A 20,396-nucleotide genomic window follows, 5' to 3' on the forward strand; every position below is an offset into this window, starting at 1 on the left:
TCCTTTTCCGATATTAATCGAACACTTTTTTCAATTTTACAAAAGCATTTCGAAGCGGAATCGCAAACACAATATAAAAAAGACCGTTTAAAACGAGCACTGCCAGCAGCCGAACAAAAGCAAACTGCTCGAATGAAAGAGCTGTCCGCTGCACCAGCACATTCAGTCCGTAAATCATCATTTCAAGCAAGGCAATATCGAACAAAACAATAACCAAAAAAACAGGCAGCGTGCTGTGAAGCCACTTCGTCAGCTTGGATGTTATGTAGACGATAAGCGGAAAGAAAAAGAAGTACGCGCCGAGAAGCCCTGTATAAAACATATCAAACAAAAAGCCGAATAAAAAGCCGTATTTTATAGCTGTATTTCGATCAAAGAAAACAGACATAAACAAAAGGCCTATGAAGAAAAACCGTGGGACAGGTATATACGCCCCATTAAAGGCCTGTTCTGGAAAAAAGATCATAAAAACACTATCACTGTAAAAGAGGACGATTATCAAAAGAGGAAGGAGCGCTTTTTTCACAGTCCTTCCTCCTCAACCAGCACCTGCTGGCGGTCTTCTTCTTCCGGCAAAACACCTGTAATTTCGCGTTTTGAAACCATTACATGTTCCAGATCATAAAAGCTTGCAGCCGGTTCGACAAGCGCTGTCTGTGTCAATCCAAATTCATCCGGAACCATTTCTGTGACTGTTCCGATCACCAGCCCTTTCGGAAAAACACCTCCAAGACCGGATGTCGTGACGGCTTGTCCTTTCTTTACTTTTGAATCGGATGGAATTTTGGTCATCTGAAGCATCTTTTTCTCTTCATCATAGCCCTCAATTAACCCGTAAATTGTCGTTTCTCCCTGAATAAGGGCTGAAACCCGATTTTGGGAATCATGAGCCGACAAAAGCTGTACAGTAGACGTGAATTTCGACGTACTTTGCACTTTTCCGACTAAGCCGTTTGCTGTCATAACAGCCATGTCCGGCTCAATGCCATTTGATTCACCCTGGTCTATCGTAATGAGCTCATACCACCGGTCAGGGTTGCGGGCGATTACTGTCGCCTGAATCGGCTCATAATCTGCCAGGCTCTTCTCTTTTTCGAGCACTTTTCGGAGCTCTGCATTGTCTTTTTCAAGCCGGGCTACATCACTTTCTAATTGAGCAAGCTCTTCTAAATGGGAACGAAGCTTTTCGTTTTCTTCATATGTATGGCGCAGTCTGCGGATATCGCCAAAAAAAGACTCTACAGCACCGGCCGGCTTCGATACAATATTTTGGCCAAATCCGGTTACATCTTTTACAAATTTTTCAGGCCAGGTAATATTGTCCCGGTCCCTCAACGAAAAACCAATCATGGCTACAAGAAGAATAATGCTGCCGAGCAATATAATCAACCGCTTGTTTGTAAAAAATTGCGGCATGAATTCCACCTCAGTTTTCTAAGCATTCAAAACGCGAGGCTGGTTCAGCGCGCCGGAAAACCGGTCAGGTCGCGCGGAATACCGGCCTCAACGTCAATTTTATTTATTTTTGAATAAATGAATATGGTCAAGGGCCAGGCCTGTTCCAACCGCTACACAGTCAAGCGGATTTTCTGCAATAATAACCGGCATATTGGTTTCTTTGCTGATCACCTTGTCCAAATTGCGCAAAAGCGCCCCGCCGCCTGTTAACACAATGCCGCGGTCCATAATATCTGCCGCAAGCTCGGGCGGCGTTTTTTCAAGCGTTCCTTTTACTACATCAACAATCGCGTAAACAGTATCTTTTAAAGCTTCCGCAATTTCCTGGGCCGTAATTTCAATCGTCTTCGGTAAACCGGTTAATAAATCACGTCCGCGAATTTCCATATTCGGAATTCCTTCCGCATCGCCGGCTGAACCAATTTCCATTTTAATCGTTTCCGCTGTCCGGTCGCCAATCAGCAAATTGTACTGCTTGCGGATATATGCCGTAATAGCATCATCCATTTCGTCTCCTGCCACGCGGAGAGATTCACTTGTCACGATGCCGCCAAGTGAAATGATGGCCACTTCTGTTGTACCGCCGCCAATATCAACAACCATGCTGCCCGTCGGCTCCCAAACTGGAAGGTTGGCACCAATTGCTGCTGCAAAAGGCTCCTCAATTGGATAAGCGTCACGCGCGCCGGCCTGCCGGGTTGCATCAATGACTGCACGGCGTTCAACGGCAGTAATACCGGACGGGACACATACCATTACATACGGCTTGCTTGACAAAAAGCCAGATGAGCCTTTTGTTGCCTGCTTAATGTAATATTTAATCATCGTTGCTGTTGTTTCATAATCGGCAATAACGCCGTCTTTCATCGGGCGGGTAGCAATAATATTTCCCGGTGTCCGTCCGATCATATTGCGTGCGTCATTTCCAACCGCGACAATTTGCTTTGTATCTGTCTGCAGGGCCACAACGGACGGCTCTCGTACAATAACCCCTTTTCCTTTCGCATAAACAAGTGTATTCGCGGTTCCAAGGTCAATGCCTAAATCACGGCTGCCAATTCCAAACATGTAGTGTATCTCCCTTTCCTAATAGATCCTTTTAATCGTGATCATTTCACTAGTAATGGCCGTTATATTGTGTGAAAAGCTTCTCAAAAACCATAACTTATATTATAGCGGAACGAAAAAAAAAAGCATAGCGTTATAAATAACCTTTTTCTTTCAAACTGACATATTTCTTCTCTCCAATGATTAAATGGTCGAGGACATCAATACCCAGTATTCGGCCGCATTCGACAAGACGCTTCGTAACATCGATATCTTCACGGCTCGGCGCAGGATCGCCCGATGGGTGGTTATGCAGACAGACAATGCTTGCTGCAGAACGGCGAAAAGCTTCTTTAAACACTTCACGCGGGTGGACAATGGAAGCATTCAGGCTGCCGATAAAAAGCGTCTGTTTATGCATAACCTGGTTTTTCGTATTTAAATAAAGTGCGACAAAATGCTCCTGGCTTAAGAAACGCATTTCTTCCATCATATAATTGGCTGCGTCTTCCGGCGAGCGGATTTGAAATCGCTCATCATATTTCAGCCGTTCAATCCGGCGCCCAATTTCAACAGCGGCCATCAGCTGAATCGCTTTTGCACTGCCGATGCCTTTAATGGAGGTAATTTCTTCAAGCGAGGCGTCTTTTAGCAGGCGCAGCCCTTCAAATTCGTGTAAAATGCGGTTGGATAACTGCAGGACAGATTCTTCCTTCGATCCAGTGCGGAGTAAAATAGCAAGAAGCTCGTGGTTAGATAAGCTGTTCGGACCGCTTGCGATCATTCGTTCACGCGGGCGGTCATGCGGCGGTACATCGCGGATCATTATCGGCAGAGATTGAGCTGTCTTGCTCTGGTTCATTCGTTCCATTCCCCTCTCAAGTCAGCGGGACAAGGGACTGTTACTGAGAAGGCCCATTTGTCTCAGCCTGCGGTAAAGAGAAGCAATCGGCAGCCCGACTACATTGAAGTAGTCACCATGAATCGCTTTGACAAAAAGCGCACCGGCTGTTTGAATGCCATATCCGCCTGCTTTATCAAACGGATCGCCTGTCTCAATATAAGCAGCTATATCCGCTTTTGTCAGATTCCAGAATTCAACATCTGTTTTTTCATAAAAAACTGCTTTTTCCTTTTGCGACATAATGGCTACACCCGTGTAAACAGCATGGATCTGCCCCGATAAAGAGGACAGCATCTGCATCGCTTCCTGTTTCGTTTTCGGCTTTCCAAGAATACGATCGCCCATCGCAACGACTGTATCGGCGCCAATAACGGCGGCATCGGAAAATTGCGTCAAAATTGCCGCTGCTTTTTTCTCGGCAAGCTGTTTAACCGCTTTTTCCGGCGGTGTTCCCGGTACAATCGTTTCATCGGCGTGCGCTGCCTGGACAGTAAAAGGTATAGAGATTTGAGAAAGCAATTCTTTTCTGCGGGGTGATGATGAAGCTAAGATAATGTGGGTCAAAGAGGATCACCTTTCTTTTTTAGGATATCAACTATCAGGGAGATACGCGTTTATCATATCAAACAATTCCGCCATGAACAAATAAAACCTGCCGGATTTTGGCAGGTTAAGGCGAAAGAAGCGAAGCTATTTCATCAAGCCGGTTTGTTTCCGCCGCTTTTTTCAACTCCTCTTCTTGTTCAAGAGACAGAATGGCGCTTGTTTCCTTTACGTAGGCTGCGCTGCCTGTTGATTCAATGTTTCGTTCTGCTTCATCCGCTTCTGCCTTCGTAAAAAAAGCCCCGTAAATCATGCTGTATTGATCTTCGGACTGCATAACCGCCGCCGGCTCTTCTGCCGACGAGACAGCTGTTGCTGCCGCTTCCTTAGTGGAAAAAATCCCCCCCTGAACAACAAAAAGCGGAACCGTTTTTTCAACCGAAGCTGCTGTTTGTTCAGTGGAGCTGTTCAGCACCGGCGCTGCTTTTGTTGCAGTCCGTTCCGGAACAGCATTCATCATCAGCAGTCCAAAAACACTGCCTGTTATTAGGGCTGAGATAATAATCAGCACACCTGCCGCTGCTTTTAGCGTCGGCTGTTTTTTCGGCACCGGCACAGCAGTTTCTTCCCCCGGCAGATGCCAGACAAGAACATCGCTGTCCCCCCGGCGTCCCCAATCCGGCTCGTCCATGTTTATCCCTCCTCATTTTTATTTATGTATACGGCATTCTATAAAAAAAAGAACAAAGCGCCAGTACGCTTTGTTCTATTTATCTATAATATTTTTTTCATCAAGGCCGGACAGCGATTCTGGGCAAAGCTTCTTTTTGTCCCCCTGCAGGCAGACGGTTTTAATAGAACCATTTGCACGAACCTCCGCATATGTTCCGTTTGCTTCAGGGTCAAGCTCCTGATCAGTAAACGGATCGGTTATCTTTTCAGTGAAGCCCTGCTGAAACAATTCCTTGTAAGTGACCTGAACGGGAAAGGCATCCGGTTTTTCCACCCGCGCATTCGTGATAAACAAATTTGCGGCTTCTTTGAAATGAAGTGCCTGTGCTACAAAAGCCTTCTCCTGTGACTGCTCAATCAGGCGGCCGATTCCAGCAGCAGCAATAGCCGAGATAATCCCAAGAATAACAACGACGGCAAGCAATTCAACAAGCGTATAGCCTTTTTCGTTCATCTGTCCGGCTTGCCGCATTATTCTTCCACCACCGCGAACGGGTCCTGTTTGTTCGCCGGGTCTGGCGCATCGATTTCCGGTGTGTCTTCCAACAGATCGGTAAGCTCAGGCATATAATAAGCGGCAACCGTTAAGTTGTAGGTGACAGGCTCTGTTACTCCTTCTATTTTCTCCGCTTCCTCCGGGCCAGTAAACTGAAGCTGCTCAACCCTGATCATCCGCAGCTGGTTTTCAATTGAATCGATAAAGGCATTCATTTCCGCAAAGCCGGGTGACTCGATTGTCAATTGAGCCCGGATTTTCCGTATACCCGCCGGAAGTGTTTCTTCGGTGAGCGGCTGCTCCTGTATGTCCATTTCGGCTTCTTCACCATCTGTGACATTTTCTGCTTCCGATTCGTTCTCTTGTTCTTCTTCCGAGGCCGTTTCTTCATCTGCAGCCGTGCTTTCATCCGCATTGGCCGTTTCGTCTGAAGCCGGAAGTGTTTCTTCCTCTCCTTCTGTAAAAACAATCGCGGTAATCAAGCTGTCCGACAGGAGTTCTGCTTTTTCAAAATCGAGCATCAGCTTATCACTCATCGGCTTTATCGGCACTTTATTTTGGAGGGAGCCTGTTGCTATTACGGATTGCTGCCCGGCGGCCTCTCCGCTGTTTGCTTCAAGCACGGCAATCAGCTCTTCTTCTGCCTGCTTCTGCTGCTCTACTGTTTCGAGCTTTGCCGCCTCCGTCCGGTAAAAAGCAAAGTAACAATAAACCAGGGTCAGCAGGATCATCACCAGAAACAGGCCTGTGTAGATTGTTTTTTTGCTCATTTTTTTTCTTCCTCCAGCTTTTTCAGGACGGCCTGCTCGTTAAAAACAATTTCATACTGCACTAAATAGCGGGGAAGGCCATCGGTGAGCTCCAGTATTTTTTTTGCTTCTTCTTCTGTTTCATCCACCGAGGTATCCAGCTGTAAAATCGCCGCTTTTTCTATCCAGTCCGATGACTTTAATTGCGACAAATAAAAAGCCCCCTGCCTGCTTGTATCAAACTGGACCGTTAAATTCATCGTTTCCTCACTCGTATAAGACATCGCCAGGAAAAAGCCCCTCTCCGGGAGCAGCGAAACAAGATGCTGCAAAATCGGAGAAGCGGGCAGCCTCCTTACTTGCGACCATTCGACTGCCTGGCGCAGCTGGTCCGCACTTGTTTCGGAGGCGGTATTCGAGCTCAATGCTGCTCCTTCAAGTGTTTCCCGCAGCTGCTGCTGTGTGGCAAGCTCCTGTTCCGCCCGCTCCAGCTGGCCCTGTTTTATATTCACCGCCGCAAAAAGCGCGGCACCGGCGCCCAGCAGCAGCAGGCCAATAATCAGCCAGACAAAAAACGGGACACTTTTTTTCTTTTTGGCCGGCAGTAAATTGATATCAATCAGCATACGTATTCACCCGTCTTTCAACGCCAGACCAGCCGCTGTATAAAAAGCGGGCGGAAGCCATTCGTTCTGCTTTGTGTCCATGGTAATACTTTCATCGGTTTGAATCGGGATATCAAATGATTGTTTAATAAATCCTTCTACAAACGGCCGCTGAGAGTGATGGCCGGTAAACAGGACCCGGTCAATTTTCACCTGGCCGCTGTGAACCGAGTTTTCGTAAAAATTAACTACTTTCTCGATTTCAGACAGTGCATCCGCCAGGTCGCCGCTCCCGCTTATGTCTTCGAATTCCAGTATATCTTCATTTTTTTCAATAAACACCGGCTTTATAAATTTTAACCGGTGCTGGTGAAAAATCGACAGCGTCATGACGTTTTTTTCCAGTTGGATGAGCAGCTCATGAGCGTTTTCATTTGTATTGCCATGTGAATGAAAAAGCCGGTAAAGAGCAAGCGGGGCAATATCGGCTGCGGCCGGCTTCAGACGGGCATGCTCAAACAGGCGCGAGTATTCTTCGACCACCTGCTCAGGAGCTGCTACAAGCAAAACAGACTGCTTGTTTTCTTCATAGCCTGTCACAACCACATCGAACACCGGCTCTTCAAAAGGCAGATGAATCGTTGAACCAATCTGCATAAAAAAGAAGTTTTTAATTTCATCAAGTGTTAAGTCGCGGTCCACTTTTTCTTCTTTAATCGCCACAAACCGGTCTGGAATGGTAAAACGGACATGCCGGTTTTTCAGCTTCCATTCATCTACCACATTGTTCAGAATGTCCTGTAATTCGTCACTTTTAACGAGATCGCCGCGGACAATAATTCCTTCCGGCAGCTGCCGTTCGCCAAACCGTTCCACCATCGACTGGCGTAATTCTACAAAGCGAATGGCTTCATCGGTAATCGTAAAGTTAATGGTTTTATCCTTTTTTTGAAATAAACGCAGCGCCATTCTTTTTTCTCCTTTTTAAAAAAACTGAAGATACCAGAGGATCAGCACATCCCCGTTTGTGTAAGCAGCAATCGCTCCGAGCGCAATATACGGGCCAAACGGCATCGGTTTTCCTCTCTTAACGATGCCGGCCGCCATTAAAACAAGCCCGATTGCGGCACCGAAAAAGCAGGACAGCATAAAAGCCAGCAGCACGAGCTTTGTGCCAAGCACAAATCCCAGCACCCCGAACAGCTTTATATCGCCGCCGCCCATTCCGCCGTTTGAAACAACCGCAATCAGCAGCAGCAGCCCAAAGCCAGCCGCAGCTCCGAGCAAAGAATCCCACCACGGATCAAGCGGTTCCACCAGCCTCAGCACGGCAAAGAACGGGAGGAAAAACAAAAGAATTTTATTCGGAATCAGCATATAAGCAAAATCCGAGACAACGAGAATCATCAGCATTGAAAACAGCAAAACAGCCACCCAAAAAGATACGCTGAACCCATATAATAGATAAGCATACAAAAATAACAGCGCTGTGGCCAGCTCTGTTACAGGGTAGAGAATCGATATTTTCGCCCCGCACCCGCGGCAGCGTCCTTTTAATGCAACATACGACAAAACCGGAACTAAATCCCGCGCCGTCAATTGACGGCCGCACAGCGAGCAGGCGCTGCGCGGCTTCACAATCGACTTCCCGGCCGGCACCCGGAGCCCGACTACGTTATAAAACGAGCCAAATAAGAGACCGTATATAAATATAAATACTTGGAACATAAAATTACTTTTTCAGAGTATCAAGAACGGCATCCCGATCTAATGCACTTAGTTCACCAGAAATACCTCTTTCTACTCCTTTTAAGGTTACAGTATAGGTGAATTTATTATTACTTTTAACAATATCAACTTTTGAATCTTTTAAGTCGTACCCTTCACCTGTAGCGTCTTTTCCATCAGGATCTTCCATCTCGTCAATATAACCGTCACCAATTAATTCTTCTAATGTAATCGATGTTGCTGGATCATTCGCATTACCTGCAACATACGTTTTGGCTGAATTAATCATCTGTGTCGCATTCGCAACGTGCGCATCTTTCTTAGAGTTATCAATTAACCCTCCAATCGCTGGAATGGCAATGGCAGCGATAATCCCTAGAATAACGACTACAGCTAGCAATTCGATCAGGGTTAAGCCTTTTTCGTTCTTCACACGTTTTTTTAGTGCTTTTAACATGTTTTTGCTCCTCTCTTTTTCGACAACTTTCATAGTATTAGGACACCAATACTAGTATTCTACTTATTTCCGACAATAAAAGCAATGAGATATAGGAAAAAAATCTCAAAAATTCGCTATTTTAGCTTCCTTCCTGGACGGTGTTAAATATTTCGAACATCGGAACCATAATAGATATAACAATAGTCCCGACGATCGCCGCAAGCAACACGATCATCAGCGGTTCAATAAGCGCTTTAAGCCGGTCGGTCACTGTTTCAACCTCCGCCTCGTAAAAATCAGCGACTTTCGACAGCATCTGATCCAGTGACCCGGTTTCTTCCCCGATGGCAACCATCTGGTGCAGAAGCGGCGGAAATGCCCAGTGGCGCTGCATCGGCCCGGTAATGGATTCACCGCGTTCCAGTGACTGCCTGGATTCTTTAATGACACCGGCAATCACTTCGTTCCCCACCACATTTCCGGTAATATCCATCGCCTCCAGGATCGGAACAGAGTTGGAAAACAGAGAGCTGAGTGTCCGGGTCATCCGCGCAAGCACCGCTTTCCGCATTAAATTCCCAAAAAGCGGCATGCGCAAAATCGCATAATCGATATATATTTTGGATTCCGGCCGGCGCCGGAGTAGCCAGACAGCTCCAGCAGCAAGCACCGCAAGCAGGGCAATCACGTACCAGAAGCGCTGCATCCATTCGCTTGAATAAATTACAAACCGGGTGATCGCCGGCAGCTCCCCGCCAAAGTCTTCAAACATCCCGACAAAGGTCGGCACAACGGAAACAAGCAAAAAGATAACTACGAATACCGCTACAATTCCGACCACAACCGGATAAGCGAGTGCTGAAATCACTTTTTGGCGGGTACGGTGCTGCCGCTCGTAGTGGACAGCAAGGTCACTAAAGGTTTGATCAAGCGTACCGGTTGCTTCCCCGGCTTTTAGCATATTGATAAACAGCGGCTCGAAAATCTTTTTTTGCTTTTCGGCAGCTTCTGATAGCGGCCGCCCTTCCCTCATATCCGCTTCCATGTTAGTGAGCGCCCGTCTGAGCGGCTTGCTGTCCGTCTGCTGGGATAAAATAAAAGCCGAATCCACCACAGTCACTCCAGCCTGCAGAAGTGCAGCAAACTGCCGTAAAAAAATAACCATATGTTCAAGCTTTACCGCCCGGCCAATTACAATATCCTGCTCCCAGAATGTCTCGGGCTTCTGCTCAATTTCTTTTACGCGAATCCCGTTTGACTGCAATTTTTCAATGGCTTCTTTTTTTGAATGAGCGGTTAGCGTGCCTTTTTTAGGACCGCGCCTGTCTCTTCCTGTGTAAACGAATTTAGCCATTCTGTTATTCCCTTTCTCTTAAATAAGGAAGAAGTGCTGCTTTTGAAACAATCTCCTGGCGAAACAATTCCTGGGCATGGTCGGCCATGAGCTGCATACCCTGGGCTTTCGATGTCTGGATTACATTGATAATTTGGTGGACTTTCTCTGACCGGATTAAATTGGCCACTGCTGAATTATTCAGCATAATTTCCAGAGCCGCCCGCCTTCCCTTTAAATCTGCTGTCGGAAACAGGCGCTGGGCAATAACGGCTGTTAAAACCGTCGCGAGCTGGGTGCGGATCTGCGGCTGCTGTTCAGCCGGAAACACATCAATGATCCGCTCAATTGTAGCGGGCGCACTTGATGTATGAAGTGTGGCGAACACAAGATGGCCTGTTTCTGCTGCCGTAATGGCTGTTTGAATGGTTTCAAGGTCACGCATTTCGCCGACCAGAATAACATCCGGGTCCTGGCGTAACGCTGCACGAAGCCCGTTCGCAAATGTCTGGGTGTCATACCCGATTTCCCGCTGGTCGATAATGCATTTTCCATGCTTATGCAAATACTCAATTGGATCTTCAAGCGTAATAATGTGTTTTCTTGTATTGCGGTTCAAATAATCGATCATACTGGCAAGCGTGGTTGATTTTCCGCTGCCGGTCGGTCCTGTAACAAGAACGAGGCCATACGGCCGTTCTGACACTTTTTTTAAGATTTCCGGCATATGGAGATCTTCAAGTGTCGGCACCCCCGAAGCAATGACCCGAAAAGCAAGGGCAATGCAGTTGCGCTGATGGTAGGCATTTACCCGGAAGCGGGATACACGCGGCAGGCCAAAGGAAAAATCAAGCTCTCCCTTTTCCTTAAACGTGCTCCACATGGATTCTGGAATGACGGCTTTTGCCATTGCTTCTGTGTCAGCCGGCTTCAGCGGTTCTTTTCCATAGCGCTTTAAATCACCGTGTATGCGAAACACGGGAGCTGTTCCGACTGTTAAATGGATATCTGACGCTTTCAGTTCAAAAGCGGAACGTAAAATAAATTCAAGCTTATCTTTCATAGTTTCTACTCCATTAACACAGCACGAAGCACCTCTTCGGTTGTCGTGATGCCCTGCTTAATTTTTAAAAGACCATCGTCAAGCAAAAAAATCGTTTTGTTTTTTAACGCGGTTTGTTTTAATTTCGACAATGGTTCATTGTTTAAAATCATTCGTTTCATTTCCTCGGTAACAACTAGAACTTCGTGAATGGCCAGGCGCCCTTTATAGCCGGTCATATTGCAGGAAGCACAGCCTTTTCCCCGCTTGACTTTCTCGATTTTAAGCCCCCGTTTTCCGAAAATCTCTTTTTCCCGCTCAGTCGCCTGCTCTTCCCGGCCGCAGTCCCGGCATACTTTGCGAATCAGACGCTGGGCAACAATTCCGCTCAGGGAAGAAGCAACGAGAAACGGCTCAACACCCATGTCAATTAAACGGGTAATGCTGCTGATCGAATCGTTTGTATGCAAAGTACTAAGCACCAGATGGCCGGTTAAAGACGCACGAATGGCAATTTCCGCTGTTTCTTTATCCCGAATTTCACCGATCATAATAACATTCGGGTCCTGGCGCAAAATGGAGCGGAGCCCCGCGGCAAATGTCAGCCCGACGTTCGGATTGACTTGTATTTGATTGACGCCCTCAAGCTGGTATTCTACCGGGTCCTCGATCGTAATGATATTTACTTCCTCACTGTTAAGCCGGTTCAATCCTGCATACAGTGTGGAGGATTTTCCCGATCCGGTCGGGCCGGTAATCAGCACAATGCCATTCGGGCGCTGGAGCAGGGATTCAACCCGCTTTAAATTGACTTTATTAAATCCAAGCTGATTCATATCATTTAAGGAACTGCTTAAATCCAGTATCCTCATGACGATTTTTTCGCCATAAACAGTGGGAAGCGTTGAAATACGAAGATCAATCGGCCGAAAATCAATATTGGTTTTAATCCGTCCATCCTGCGGGATACGGTGTTCCGTAATGTCCATGTTCGCCATTATCTTGATCCGCGCTGTTAACATACCAAGCATTGATTTCGGCAGCTGCCGGTCGAGCTGCAATACGCCGTCAACCCGCATGCGGACGACTACCTTTGTTTCATGCGGATCAATATGAATGTCGCTTGCTTTTTCCGTCAGGGCTCGGGACATAATCTGGTTTACCAGCCGGACAACCGGTGAATCTTCCTCTACTGTTTCCTGTGCCTCAGCTGCTTCAGGAGGGTTTTGCTGCATAAATTCTTCAAGCGAATCATCCATATCATAGTACTTGTTAATGGCACGCAGGATGTCCTGCTTTGTTGCAATGGCGGTTTCAATTTGAAAGCCTGTGGCCAGGCGCAGATCTTCTACTGTAAAATAGTCCATTGGGTCAGCCATGGCTACAAACAATCGGTTTTCTTCTTTTTTCAACGGAATGATTAAGCTTTTCTTCGCCATATCTTTTGATACGAGGCTGAGCAGCTTAATATCAATCGGATAGCGGTACAGGCTGACATGCGGAATACCCAGCTGGAATTCCAGCACTTCAATCAGCTGCTGTTCTGTAATAAAACCCCTGCTTAAAAGCACATCCCCGAGTTTCTGGCTGGATTTTTTTTCTGTTAAAGCAAGGGAGAGCTGTTCTTCTGAAATCAAGCCGGATTCAACCAGCAGATCACCAAGCCGTTTTCGTTTCGTCTTCATTCCGCATCACCTTTTATTGCGCATTTTCAGTATTGTTTTCTTCAGCAGAGGAGCTTTCTTCATCTTCGGCCTGGTTTTGCTCGTCTGAAGATGAGTTTTCTTCACCTTCAGACGGCGGTTCGTCATCTACAGAGGAATCTTCTTCATTCGCTGTCTCATCTCCAGACTCTGTTCCGGCTTCATCTGTTTCTTCCGTCTCTTCCGGTTCAGGCGGAGGCGGCGGCTCCTGTGAGCTGTACAGCTCGATTTGATGATCGGGCGGATAAAAGTCAGCAGCTACCTGCTCACTGTCCATTTTTTTTGCCCCTTCGTACCGGGACCTGAACACATCAATCATCAAGCCAGTTTCACCGTATTGTTCTATCCTCATCTGGCCATATGGAAGATTCGGGCTAAAATGAAGGACCGTTTTTGGCTTCAATGTTTTTTTGTTCTTTAATTCCGGTTTATATGTGTAATAAAAAGGAATGCCTTTTAGCACGCCGTATACATTTCCATTGTCAGCCGTCCACTCAATCGTATAGTCATAATCATTCCGATTAAAAAAGATAAAATCCTGTTCTTTTTTTCTTTTTACTTTCGCTTCATAACCAAGATCAATGTAATCAGGAAGAGCCGTGCTTTGATTTTTCTCCATAATGTCGAAATTTGTTTTCAGTATGAGCTGATAGAGAGCTGATGATAAAAGATTCAAGCTTTCTTCACTTATTTTGTCCGCAGCAGGCTCAATCCAGCTGTTAAAAGAAACCGAGGATCCTCCTTTGATAGAAATAGCCGGATTTTCTTTGATAAAGCGTATCGATGCACTATCGAGCCCGTCTGCCGTAACTTCAGCCAGCTTGGCCGTTTTTCCGTTTTCCTCCAGGTAAAGCGATAGGTCGAGTACTGATTCTCCGCTCTTTAAATAATCACCAATATCCCCTAAATCAGCAGCCAGCAAATCTATATCTATATGATCCTTTATTTGAAGAGCCGGCATTTTTCGATTCAGCTCGTCTTCAAGCTTTTCAGGCGAAACCGATGCAATTAACCGGTTTTGCTGTCCATCCGCCGCTTCATCGACAGACTGTCTTACTTGAAACTCAACAAAACTACTGCTCAGCGGTATCTCTTTTTCTGCATATTTGAGTTTCATAACCGCCTGAGCCTGCCAGTTTTCAATTTCTTCATTAAGAAGCTTTGCTGCTTCGCGGTCGGTCATGCCGGCAACTTTCTCAGGCCCGATCGCCGTATTCTCGTCAAAAACGGTATCCGATAAAAAGACTTTTTCAAACAGCCGGCTTCCGTAAAAAGAAAACAGCGAAAAGTAGATCACAAGCAAAAGTAAAAAGAGCGCTGCTTTTCCAATTATTTTTTGAGGCCGTCCTACTGCTTCCACTTCCTTATGCCTCGCTGTTCATGCTTAACTCGACTAAAACCTCCGGACCGGCCGATCGCGCTTTTTGAATATGTTCTTCGGCTAAAACCTCACCGGCCGGAATAAGCACTTCCCCGTTCACTTCAATATCCTTCACGACTGTTTTCCCGGCCAGCAGCTTGCTGTGCTGATCATCGATCATTTGAAGCCACCGGTCAATAGAAGAAGCTTCAGATTCTTCCTGCCCGTTATGAACCGGTTCGGGTTCTGCCTCAATTTCTTCTAAAAGCGGCAATTCTTCAATGCCGGCTTCTGCATTAATCGGTTCTTCCACTTTTAAAACAGGCTGCTGCTTTTCTTGAACCGCTTCAAGTGAATCCTCTGGCTGAATGGAAAGGGAGTGCGGTACTGCCGCTTCGCTTTCTGGCGATTCTTTGACCACATCTTCACTGACCACAATCAAGTCCCGGCCGTATGTAACCACAAACTGTCCATTTACTATAAACGAACCTTCGCTGTCTTTTACAATAAGCTGGACAATTTCACCGGTTTCGTCATCAATCATATACTCAACTGCTTCTCCGATTAATTGTCCTTTTTTTGTCATTAAACGTGTTTGCTCAATTTTCGTTTTGCGGTTCAATAGTTCATTGGCTACCGGGATGCTGTTCATTTCAATCACGTTGCTTTCCTGCTCAATCGTCAGTGCGTAATCACCAATACCAATAATTTTATTGAACGGAATTGCTTTTCCTTCTTGTTCCCATTCTTCATGTTCAATGGTAATAAAATCGACACTTCTTTTTTCCGGGTTAATAATAAGCGACTTTACTTTTCCAATCTCTACACCGTCCGCAATGCTGATAATAGGAAGGCTTTGAACTTCACTGCTTCTCTTCATTTCTCTCACCTGTTTCCATTGATTGATTTAAAATAATCTCTTTAATGCTTTTTATTTCATCTGCCAGAACCGGATACGCGCCAAGACGGCACAAGAGCTCATCCGCCAGCTGCGCAGCCTGTCCGGGCTTGTTTTTCGCCATATAAAACGCGAGCAGCATTCGGGCAATTACGTAATAATCACGGTCATGAAGCGGAGCCTTTAAATAACCAAACATGATCTGCTCTGCGTCTGTGTAGGAAAGAACCTGCTGTTTCACGGTAATTTCCTGAACGATTGCATGAAGCCACTCTGGCGAAAGGCGCGGCTTTTCTTCCATGCTCTCTTCTGCAGAAAACTGCCCCGGCTCTTCACTTTCTTCCGGCAAGGCGGCATTAATCGCTTCTTCTTCTGCTGACAGAAGCGTTTCCTGCTCCAAATCGGCTTCTTCAGGCTGTATAAAAAGAACTTCCTCAGGCTCTTCTGCTGTTTCCAGATTCTCTTCAGCCGAAATCCCGGTGCTTTCCTGCAGCTCCTCTACAGCTTCTTCAGCTTCTTCAACCTCTTCAGCAGCCTGTCCACTTTCATTATCCGTATCTTCCTCTGCAGACAGAAACGCTTCCTGCTCGAAATCGTCTTCCTCCTGCTGTATGAAAAGACCTTCTTCAGGCTCTTCTGCTGTTTCCAGATTCTCTTCTGCTGAAATCCCGGTGCTTTCCTGCAGTTCATCTTCAAATAAGTCATTTAAATACTGTCCGCTGAGCTCCTCCAGCTCCTCTAAAGAATCTTCCTCACTTTCTTCTATTTCTTTATCGTCAAATAAGCTTATTTCTTCATGGTCTAAAATCTCTATTTCTTCATCTTCATCTTTCCCCAGTAATTCATCCAGGCCGGCTTCCTCTGCTAATTTTGCCGCAGCCGTTTCATCTCCGGCATTTATTTCTTCAAGCCATCCCCCTGTTTCTTCAATGTCCGGTCCGGCTTCTTTCTGCTCTTCATCATCCTCAGATGAAAAACTAAAATCCAGTTCCTCCAGATCACCGTCGAGCCCGGACTGCCATTTCCCTTCTTCACTTGCTTGATGATCGTCTGTTTCGCCAGAACCAATACGTTCTTCAAGTGCTTCCTTTTCAAATTCGAAAGCTGCTTGATCATCTAATTCCTCTGGAGCTGCTTTTTGATCATCAGCAGCTAAAAGCATTTCTCTGGATTCTGACTCCGCGGCCTGGCTCTCAGCTTCCTGCTTCAATAAAAATGAGGATTCCCCATCCGCCTCTTTCTTTTGGTGCTGTATGTGTTCTGCAGTCTCTGCTGCTTCCTTTTTTCTAAACAGCGATCTGCTGGAACGCTTTTCTGCCCGCTCCCCAATATCTTCGTTTTCAGCGGCTCCTTCAAAAGCTTCTGCTTCTTCCGCCCAAACCGGAAGGCCATATTTTATCGTAAAGTAACCTGTCGTAATAAAAAATAGAAGCCCGATTAAAAGGCCTTGCCAGAGCGGGAGATAGGCAAGAGCAGCTGTAACTGCTCCCGCAACAGCAAGGCTCTCAAGCACAATGATGATCTTTCCTTTTAAGGAAACGCCGATCGGCAGCCAGGGCAAAATCGGCAAAACAAGCAAAAATCCGATAAACATCATAATTGTTTTTGTCATCAACAACCCTCTCTATGATCAATGTAGTAGAATAATCACATAACCCATGCAGGAAAAATACAGTATAATAGGAATATTGTATAATAAAGTTATGTAATTGCAAAGAAAGGAAAAAACTCGTGGCGAAAAAAATCAAAAATTGTCAATCAGGTGTCACATTGATCGAGCTCCTGGTTTCGCTTACTATCTTAACTATTATTTTGCTTTCCGTCACCCGCTTCTTTTTTCAAGCCGCCACTTTTAATGCTTCCAATGAAAGCCGGACAGTGGCTTTAAATGTAGCCCGGAATGCTTTAATGTTTATGGAAAAACAATCATTTGTCGAAATGCGTCATGAATTTGAAAATCCCGGTACAGAAAAATGGCTGAAAATGTGCCCTTCTGAAGGCGATCCCGACATTTACGTTTATACACTTGAACCGTCAAATCCTGAATCCAACAATATTGACGAATCAAAATGTAGAAATATCGAAGTAAACAATGGCTCTTATCACGCAGCAATCTCTTTAGGCGACATTGAAAACGCGGAAGAAAAAAAATATTACATTCCCATTAAGGTGAAAGTAGGTTGGACTGGAAATGGCCCTCAAAAAACTATGGAACTTGACGGCACGATTAAAAGCGAGGATTTGCGATGAACGCGGAGTCAGCTTAATGGAGCTGTTGGCAGTAATCGCAATCATGGCCATTATCGGATCTGTTTTAACAAGCACACTCGTTACCGGCCAAAAGATTTTTACAAAGCAGACAGCCGAAACACAGTTTCGTGAAGATGCCGATTATGTAACAACCAGAATTATGAATGAATTTTACTCCACACCTTTTGACGAAGTGAAAGACTGTGGGGATGGCTCTTGTGTGGTGATCCTTAACAATAAAAAAGTTGGCTTCGATAAAATTGAAAATGAAAATGAAGGCAGCGAAAGTACTCCTGAATTTTACTATGCTCCTTCCCAGAAAGAGATGGATTCAGAAAAAACAGAGACGAAAATTTTCATAGAAGGATCGCAAATTAAAATTGAGCGATCCGGCACTAATGAAAATGATGGAGTGGAAACGCTTGAAGTGCCTTCACAGTTTATACCCAATCCGGATAACAAGCCGGTCTTTAACGTCGCCTGCGATACCAAAACAGAGGAAAACGGCAGCTCCGTCTGTCAAAGCGGGTCTATTGAACTCATATTTAATTTAAAAAGCGACCGTACTGTTGACACTATGCAATTAGAAAGTAGGTTTGGATTTTAATGCAAAAGCTTTGTAATGAAAAAGGAAATACATTGCTGCTTGTTCTGCTGGTCACTGTAATTATGTCTACAATCGGGCTTGCCGTTGTTGCCTCTACGATCGGCGGAGCCAACCGAACCACCGTGCGTGTTGAAGATGTGGATACGACTTATGAAGCGATTAAAGCCATTGATTCCTATACTGCTGCGCTTTCAGAGCATTTGCGTACCGACTCCACTATGTATATTGAGAAATTGTCAAAAAATCCGAATCCGTCATTTGCTTTAAAAGGGCTGCTTGAGTCCGCTTCAACAGTCATTGAAAACAAATTAATGGAAAATACGTCGATTGAAAAAATTGAGGTTACCGATGTAACAGATCCATCTCTTTTTACAGATAACCGCAACCTGACCCGTGTCTTAAAAGTACGGATTACGGCTATTGAGCCTGGAAGAACCGCCGTGTCGCGGACAGCAGAAAAAGAACTGATTATTTCTCCCCTGCCAAGTTTTTTAAAATACGCAATCGGTTCTGAAAAAGGGACATTAACGCTTAATGGGTCCCCGCATCTGCAGGGAAATATCTTTGCCAATGACCTGAGCATCAGCCCTGAAGCGATTTATCTTGATGAAAAAGGAAACGAAGGAAGAAGCTTAACCCCAAAGCCATCTGTTTCCGGAGATTTATACGCGGGGACAACCGGAAGTTATGAAGAATGGCGAAACACATTTGAACCGCAAAAGCTAATGGATGTGTTAAAGCCAGACAATTTTTACAAGGAAAAACGGGCGCCGGGTTTAAAAAATGACAGCCAGTATCAAAGCATTTATTTTTCCGAAGCTTATACAGAAGAGCGCTCAGCAGCTTTACAAAAGATGAATGCTGTCTCCGCGGCCGATGAGAGCTCCCTTCCTAAAAACAAAGCCCAACATATGGAAAGTCCACCAGTAACCGGCTTCCCTGACCCTGATGATCCGGAAGATACGCTTACGTTAAGCGAATACGCCGCTAAATATGATATCAGCAATATTAATTACGAAGGAAATGCCGTTGTAAAACCGGCGCATAGTCGTGTTGAAAATTTAAATGTAAAAGGCTCTTTGACCATTGAAACAGAAGGCGATCTTACCATTAAGAATGTGTCCGTTTCAGGAGGCATCCTGAAAATTGATAATAAGGGCAGCGGCACGGTGACAATAGTAGATGATCTCATCTCGGACCGCGGCATCGTAATAGAAAACGATTCTGGAACGATAGAAGCAGACAGCGCCCACATATACGATGAATTGGCCGTTGAAGCAGACAACCGGACGGGCTCTTTTATTCTTGGCGCGCTTGACAGCGGCGGGGATGTGATCTTTGACAATGAAAGCGGCCAAATCGAATTAACAGAGAAAATTCAATCCGGCTTTTTGAGAACTAACGGTACAACAACTCCTGATTCACAGGATATTGTTATTGATAATGCCGGTTCCTTCATCGTCTCAGCTCCGCTTCGTTCGGAAGACGACCTCATTATTAAAAATAAAAATGAGATGACTGTTGATTTCCAATACCCCTTCTCCGCTGGCCAGCAAGAAACGAGTATAAATGCCTTATACAGCACTGGCAATATGAACATCGTGTCGTCGGGCAGCTTCACATTAAAAAATCATTTACATGCGCTCGGCTCTATTACCCTGGATTTTTCAGGAAAAGCGTCCATCACCGGCAATGTCGTTTCCTCAGAATCTTCCCCAGAATCGGAAGGTAAAGAGTTTTCAGCCGATATGAATAACAATATTACTGTATTTGTGAAAAACAACCAGGAAGGGGAAAGTGGAGAATCGGAGCCCATTTCCTTTAACGGCCCCCTGTTTGCAGATAATAAGCTGACAATTCAAGGAGACGATGAACAAGGGAGCAAGGGAGAAAACGATGTTTTTTCCGTAAGCGGAACGATGTATGCACAGGGAGAAACAAAAATATCAAACCTGTCGATCAAGGGTTTTACACCTGAAGGAGAAAAGCCAGGGCAGCTTGTTTTGTTATCGGGCGGTTCCCTGCTGATTACGCGGATTAATGAATTCCAGAACTTTGAAAGCAGCAAAGAGCAGGAAGAAGGAGAGAAGCCTTATGTGCCTGATTCAGAAGAAAAAATTCAGCCTCTGAAAGGATTTTTCTACACAGATAAGGAAGCAGAAGTAACCACAAGCATATCTGATAAATCAGAAAATCCGGCTGCTAAATTATATGGTGTTGGCTCGCTGTTTTATGTGGATGGAGGGCTTTTTGCAAAAGGCGGTTTCGCCATTAATGCGATACGTGGTGAAACGAAAAGCTTTGAAATCTCTACGGCCATTCCTCCCTCCGAACAGCAGGAGGACCGCTATTCCCGTTTTATCGTTGACTATGACCGGGATATTTTACTGAGCCAGCTTGATTATTTGCCAGAGGTAGAGTATTTAACTGTATACAGTGACCAGCTGACGGTTGAATAGCTTTTGATTCAGCATAAAAAAGCTTGAGGATTTCTCCTCAAGC

The 20,396-nt window shown here is 45.5% G+C and carries 21 protein-coding genes; 3 read left to right on the forward strand and 18 right to left on the reverse strand.

Features of this window, described 5'->3' with window-relative positions; translation table 11 throughout:
• Positions 1–13 precede the first annotated feature (13 nt).
• The 18 genes from mreD to VP98_RS03990 all read right to left on the reverse strand — a co-directional run bounded on the left by mreD (position 14) and on the right by VP98_RS03990 (position 16,649).
• Positions 14–526, reverse strand: a complete 513-nt coding sequence (mreD, locus tag VP98_RS03905) for a rod shape-determining protein MreD (protein ID WP_046173959.1) — start codon at positions 524–526, stop codon at positions 14–16.
• On the reverse strand, positions 523–1,416 hold the full coding sequence (gene mreC / locus VP98_RS03910) for a rod shape-determining protein MreC (protein WP_046173960.1): 894 nt from the start codon (positions 1,414–1,416) through the stop codon (positions 523–525). The genes mreD and mreC overlap by 4 nt, the downstream gene beginning before the upstream one ends.
• Positions 1,417–1,515: 99 nt before the next feature.
• On the reverse strand, positions 1,516–2,526 hold the full coding sequence (locus VP98_RS03915) for a rod shape-determining protein (protein ID WP_046173961.1): 1,011 nt from the start codon (positions 2,524–2,526) through the stop codon (positions 1,516–1,518).
• A gap of 133 nt (positions 2,527–2,659) precedes the next feature.
• On the reverse strand, positions 2,660–3,367 hold the full coding sequence (gene radC / locus VP98_RS03920) for a RadC family protein (protein ID WP_046173962.1): 708 nt from the start codon (positions 3,365–3,367) through the stop codon (positions 2,660–2,662).
• 21 nt (positions 3,368–3,388) lie between these two features.
• Positions 3,389–3,973, reverse strand: a complete 585-nt coding sequence (locus tag VP98_RS03925; RefSeq protein WP_046173963.1) for a Maf family protein — start codon at positions 3,971–3,973, stop codon at positions 3,389–3,391.
• 106 nt (positions 3,974–4,079) lie between these two features.
• Positions 4,080–4,643 carry a hypothetical protein gene (locus VP98_RS03930; RefSeq protein WP_046173964.1) on the reverse strand — a complete coding sequence of 188 codons (564 nt, stop codon included), beginning with the start codon at positions 4,641–4,643 and terminating at the stop codon, positions 4,080–4,082.
• Between the two features lie 75 nt (positions 4,644–4,718).
• Positions 4,719–5,156, reverse strand: a complete 438-nt coding sequence (locus tag VP98_RS03935; RefSeq protein WP_052712118.1) for a type II secretion system protein — start codon at positions 5,154–5,156, stop codon at positions 4,719–4,721.
• Positions 5,156–5,950 carry a hypothetical protein gene (locus tag VP98_RS03940; protein ID WP_046173965.1) on the reverse strand — a complete coding sequence of 265 codons (795 nt, stop codon included), beginning with the start codon at positions 5,948–5,950 and terminating at the stop codon, positions 5,156–5,158. Before VP98_RS03940 ends, VP98_RS03935 begins: the two co-directional genes overlap by 1 nt.
• Complete coding sequence (locus VP98_RS03945) at positions 5,947–6,555, reverse strand: hypothetical protein (protein ID WP_046173966.1); 609 nt, start codon at positions 6,553–6,555, stop codon at positions 5,947–5,949. The genes VP98_RS03940 and VP98_RS03945 overlap by 4 nt, the downstream gene beginning before the upstream one ends.
• A gap of 6 nt (positions 6,556–6,561) precedes the next feature.
• Complete coding sequence (gene pilM, locus VP98_RS03950; RefSeq protein ID WP_046173967.1) at positions 6,562–7,503, reverse strand: type IV pilus biogenesis protein PilM; 942 nt, start codon at positions 7,501–7,503, stop codon at positions 6,562–6,564.
• Positions 7,504–7,518: 15 nt separating this feature from the next.
• Positions 7,519–8,262 carry a prepilin peptidase gene (locus VP98_RS03955; RefSeq protein WP_046173968.1) on the reverse strand — a complete coding sequence of 248 codons (744 nt, stop codon included), beginning with the start codon at positions 8,260–8,262 and terminating at the stop codon, positions 7,519–7,521.
• 4 nt (positions 8,263–8,266) lie between these two features.
• Positions 8,267–8,752: a prepilin-type N-terminal cleavage/methylation domain-containing protein gene (locus VP98_RS03960; RefSeq protein ID WP_269431493.1), complete on the reverse strand. Its 486-nt coding sequence runs from the start codon at positions 8,750–8,752 to the stop codon at positions 8,267–8,269.
• Between the two features lie 88 nt (positions 8,753–8,840).
• The gene (locus VP98_RS03965; RefSeq protein WP_046173970.1) at positions 8,841–10,055 is read right to left on the reverse strand and encodes a type II secretion system F family protein; all 1,215 of its coding nucleotides are present in this window, start codon (positions 10,053–10,055) and stop codon (positions 8,841–8,843) included.
• Between the two features lie 4 nt (positions 10,056–10,059).
• Positions 10,060–11,097 (reverse strand): type IV pilus twitching motility protein PilT, encoded by a 1,038-nt coding sequence (locus VP98_RS03970; protein WP_046173971.1) that lies wholly within the window; start codon positions 11,095–11,097, stop codon positions 10,060–10,062.
• A gap of 5 nt (positions 11,098–11,102) precedes the next feature.
• Entirely contained in the window at positions 11,103–12,761 is a 1,659-nt protein-coding gene (locus VP98_RS03975; protein WP_046173972.1) for a GspE/PulE family protein, read from the reverse strand.
• A gap of 13 nt (positions 12,762–12,774) precedes the next feature.
• Positions 12,775–14,139, reverse strand: a complete 1,365-nt coding sequence (locus tag VP98_RS03980) for a VanW family protein (protein ID WP_046173973.1) — start codon at positions 14,137–14,139, stop codon at positions 12,775–12,777.
• A 4-nt stretch (positions 14,140–14,143) separates the two neighbouring features.
• Positions 14,144–15,019 carry a PRC-barrel domain-containing protein gene (locus tag VP98_RS03985; protein WP_046173974.1) on the reverse strand — a complete coding sequence of 292 codons (876 nt, stop codon included), beginning with the start codon at positions 15,017–15,019 and terminating at the stop codon, positions 14,144–14,146.
• Positions 15,003–16,649: a putative sodium/potassium/calcium exchanger gene (locus VP98_RS03990; protein WP_046173975.1), complete on the reverse strand. Its 1,647-nt coding sequence runs from the start codon at positions 16,647–16,649 to the stop codon at positions 15,003–15,005. The genes VP98_RS03985 and VP98_RS03990 overlap by 17 nt, the downstream gene beginning before the upstream one ends.
• A 119-nt stretch (positions 16,650–16,768) precedes the next feature.
• On the opposite strand from VP98_RS03990, the gene VP98_RS03995 reads away from it, so the two are divergent.
• Genes VP98_RS03995 through VP98_RS04005 form a run of 3 tightly spaced genes read left to right on the forward strand, consistent with a single transcriptional unit; the run spans position 16,769 to position 20,353 of the window.
• Positions 16,769–17,287 (forward strand): type IV pilus modification PilV family protein, encoded by a 519-nt coding sequence (locus VP98_RS03995; RefSeq protein ID WP_046173976.1) that lies wholly within the window; start codon positions 16,769–16,771, stop codon positions 17,285–17,287.
• Positions 17,229–17,894, forward strand: a complete 666-nt coding sequence (locus tag VP98_RS04000) for a type II secretion system protein (protein ID WP_156151296.1) — start codon at positions 17,229–17,231, stop codon at positions 17,892–17,894. The genes VP98_RS03995 and VP98_RS04000 overlap by 59 nt, the downstream gene beginning before the upstream one ends.
• Complete coding sequence (locus VP98_RS04005) at positions 17,894–20,353, forward strand: hypothetical protein (RefSeq protein WP_046173978.1); 2,460 nt, start codon at positions 17,894–17,896, stop codon at positions 20,351–20,353. The genes VP98_RS04000 and VP98_RS04005 overlap by 1 nt, the downstream gene beginning before the upstream one ends.
• Positions 20,354–20,396: the final 43 nt, after the last annotated feature.

Source organism: Domibacillus indicus (genome assembly GCF_000970685.1).
Taxonomy (GTDB): Bacteria; Bacillota; Bacilli; order Bacillales; family Domibacillaceae; genus Domibacillus; species Domibacillus indicus.

Bases quoted from the DNA above. Each gene is read 5' to 3' on its own strand.
- mreC (WP_046173960.1), bottom strand. From the start codon at position 1,416: ATGCCGCAATTTTTTACAAACAAGCGGTTGATTATATTGCTCGGCAGC.
- VP98_RS03915 (WP_046173961.1), bottom strand. From the start codon at position 2,526: ATGTTTGGAATTGGCAGCCGTGATTTAGGCATTGACCTTGGAACCGCG.
- radC (WP_046173962.1), bottom strand. From the start codon at position 3,367: ATGAACCAGAGCAAGACAGCTCAATCTCTGCCGATAATGATCCGCGAT.
- VP98_RS03930 (WP_046173964.1), bottom strand. From the start codon at position 4,643: ATGGACGAGCCGGATTGGGGACGCCGGGGGGACAGCGATGTTCTTGTC.
- VP98_RS03935 (WP_052712118.1), bottom strand. From the start codon at position 5,156: ATGCGGCAAGCCGGACAGATGAACGAAAAAGGCTATACGCTTGTTGAA.
- VP98_RS03940 (WP_046173965.1), bottom strand. From the start codon at position 5,950: ATGAGCAAAAAAACAATCTACACAGGCCTGTTTCTGGTGATGATCCTG.
- VP98_RS03945 (WP_046173966.1), bottom strand. From the start codon at position 6,555: ATGCTGATTGATATCAATTTACTGCCGGCCAAAAAGAAAAAAAGTGTC.
- pilM (WP_046173967.1), bottom strand. From the start codon at position 7,503: ATGGCGCTGCGTTTATTTCAAAAAAAGGATAAAACCATTAACTTTACG.
- VP98_RS03955 (WP_046173968.1), bottom strand. From the start codon at position 8,262: ATGTTCCAAGTATTTATATTTATATACGGTCTCTTATTTGGCTCGTTT.
- VP98_RS03960 (WP_269431493.1), bottom strand. From the start codon at position 8,752: ATGAAAGTTGTCGAAAAAGAGAGGAGCAAAAACATGTTAAAAGCACTA.
- VP98_RS03965 (WP_046173970.1), bottom strand. From the start codon at position 10,055: ATGGCTAAATTCGTTTACACAGGAAGAGACAGGCGCGGTCCTAAAAAA.
- VP98_RS03970 (WP_046173971.1), bottom strand. From the start codon at position 11,097: ATGAAAGATAAGCTTGAATTTATTTTACGTTCCGCTTTTGAACTGAAA.
- VP98_RS03975 (WP_046173972.1), bottom strand. From the start codon at position 12,761: ATGAAGACGAAACGAAAACGGCTTGGTGATCTGCTGGTTGAATCCGGC.
- VP98_RS03985 (WP_046173974.1), bottom strand. From the start codon at position 15,019: ATGAAGAGAAGCAGTGAAGTTCAAAGCCTTCCTATTATCAGCATTGCG.
- VP98_RS03990 (WP_046173975.1), bottom strand. From the start codon at position 16,649: ATGACAAAAACAATTATGATGTTTATCGGATTTTTGCTTGTTTTGCCG.
- VP98_RS04000 (WP_156151296.1), top strand. From the start codon at position 17,229: ATGGCCCTCAAAAAACTATGGAACTTGACGGCACGATTAAAAGCGAGG.
- VP98_RS04005 (WP_046173978.1), top strand. From the start codon at position 17,894: ATGCAAAAGCTTTGTAATGAAAAAGGAAATACATTGCTGCTTGTTCTG.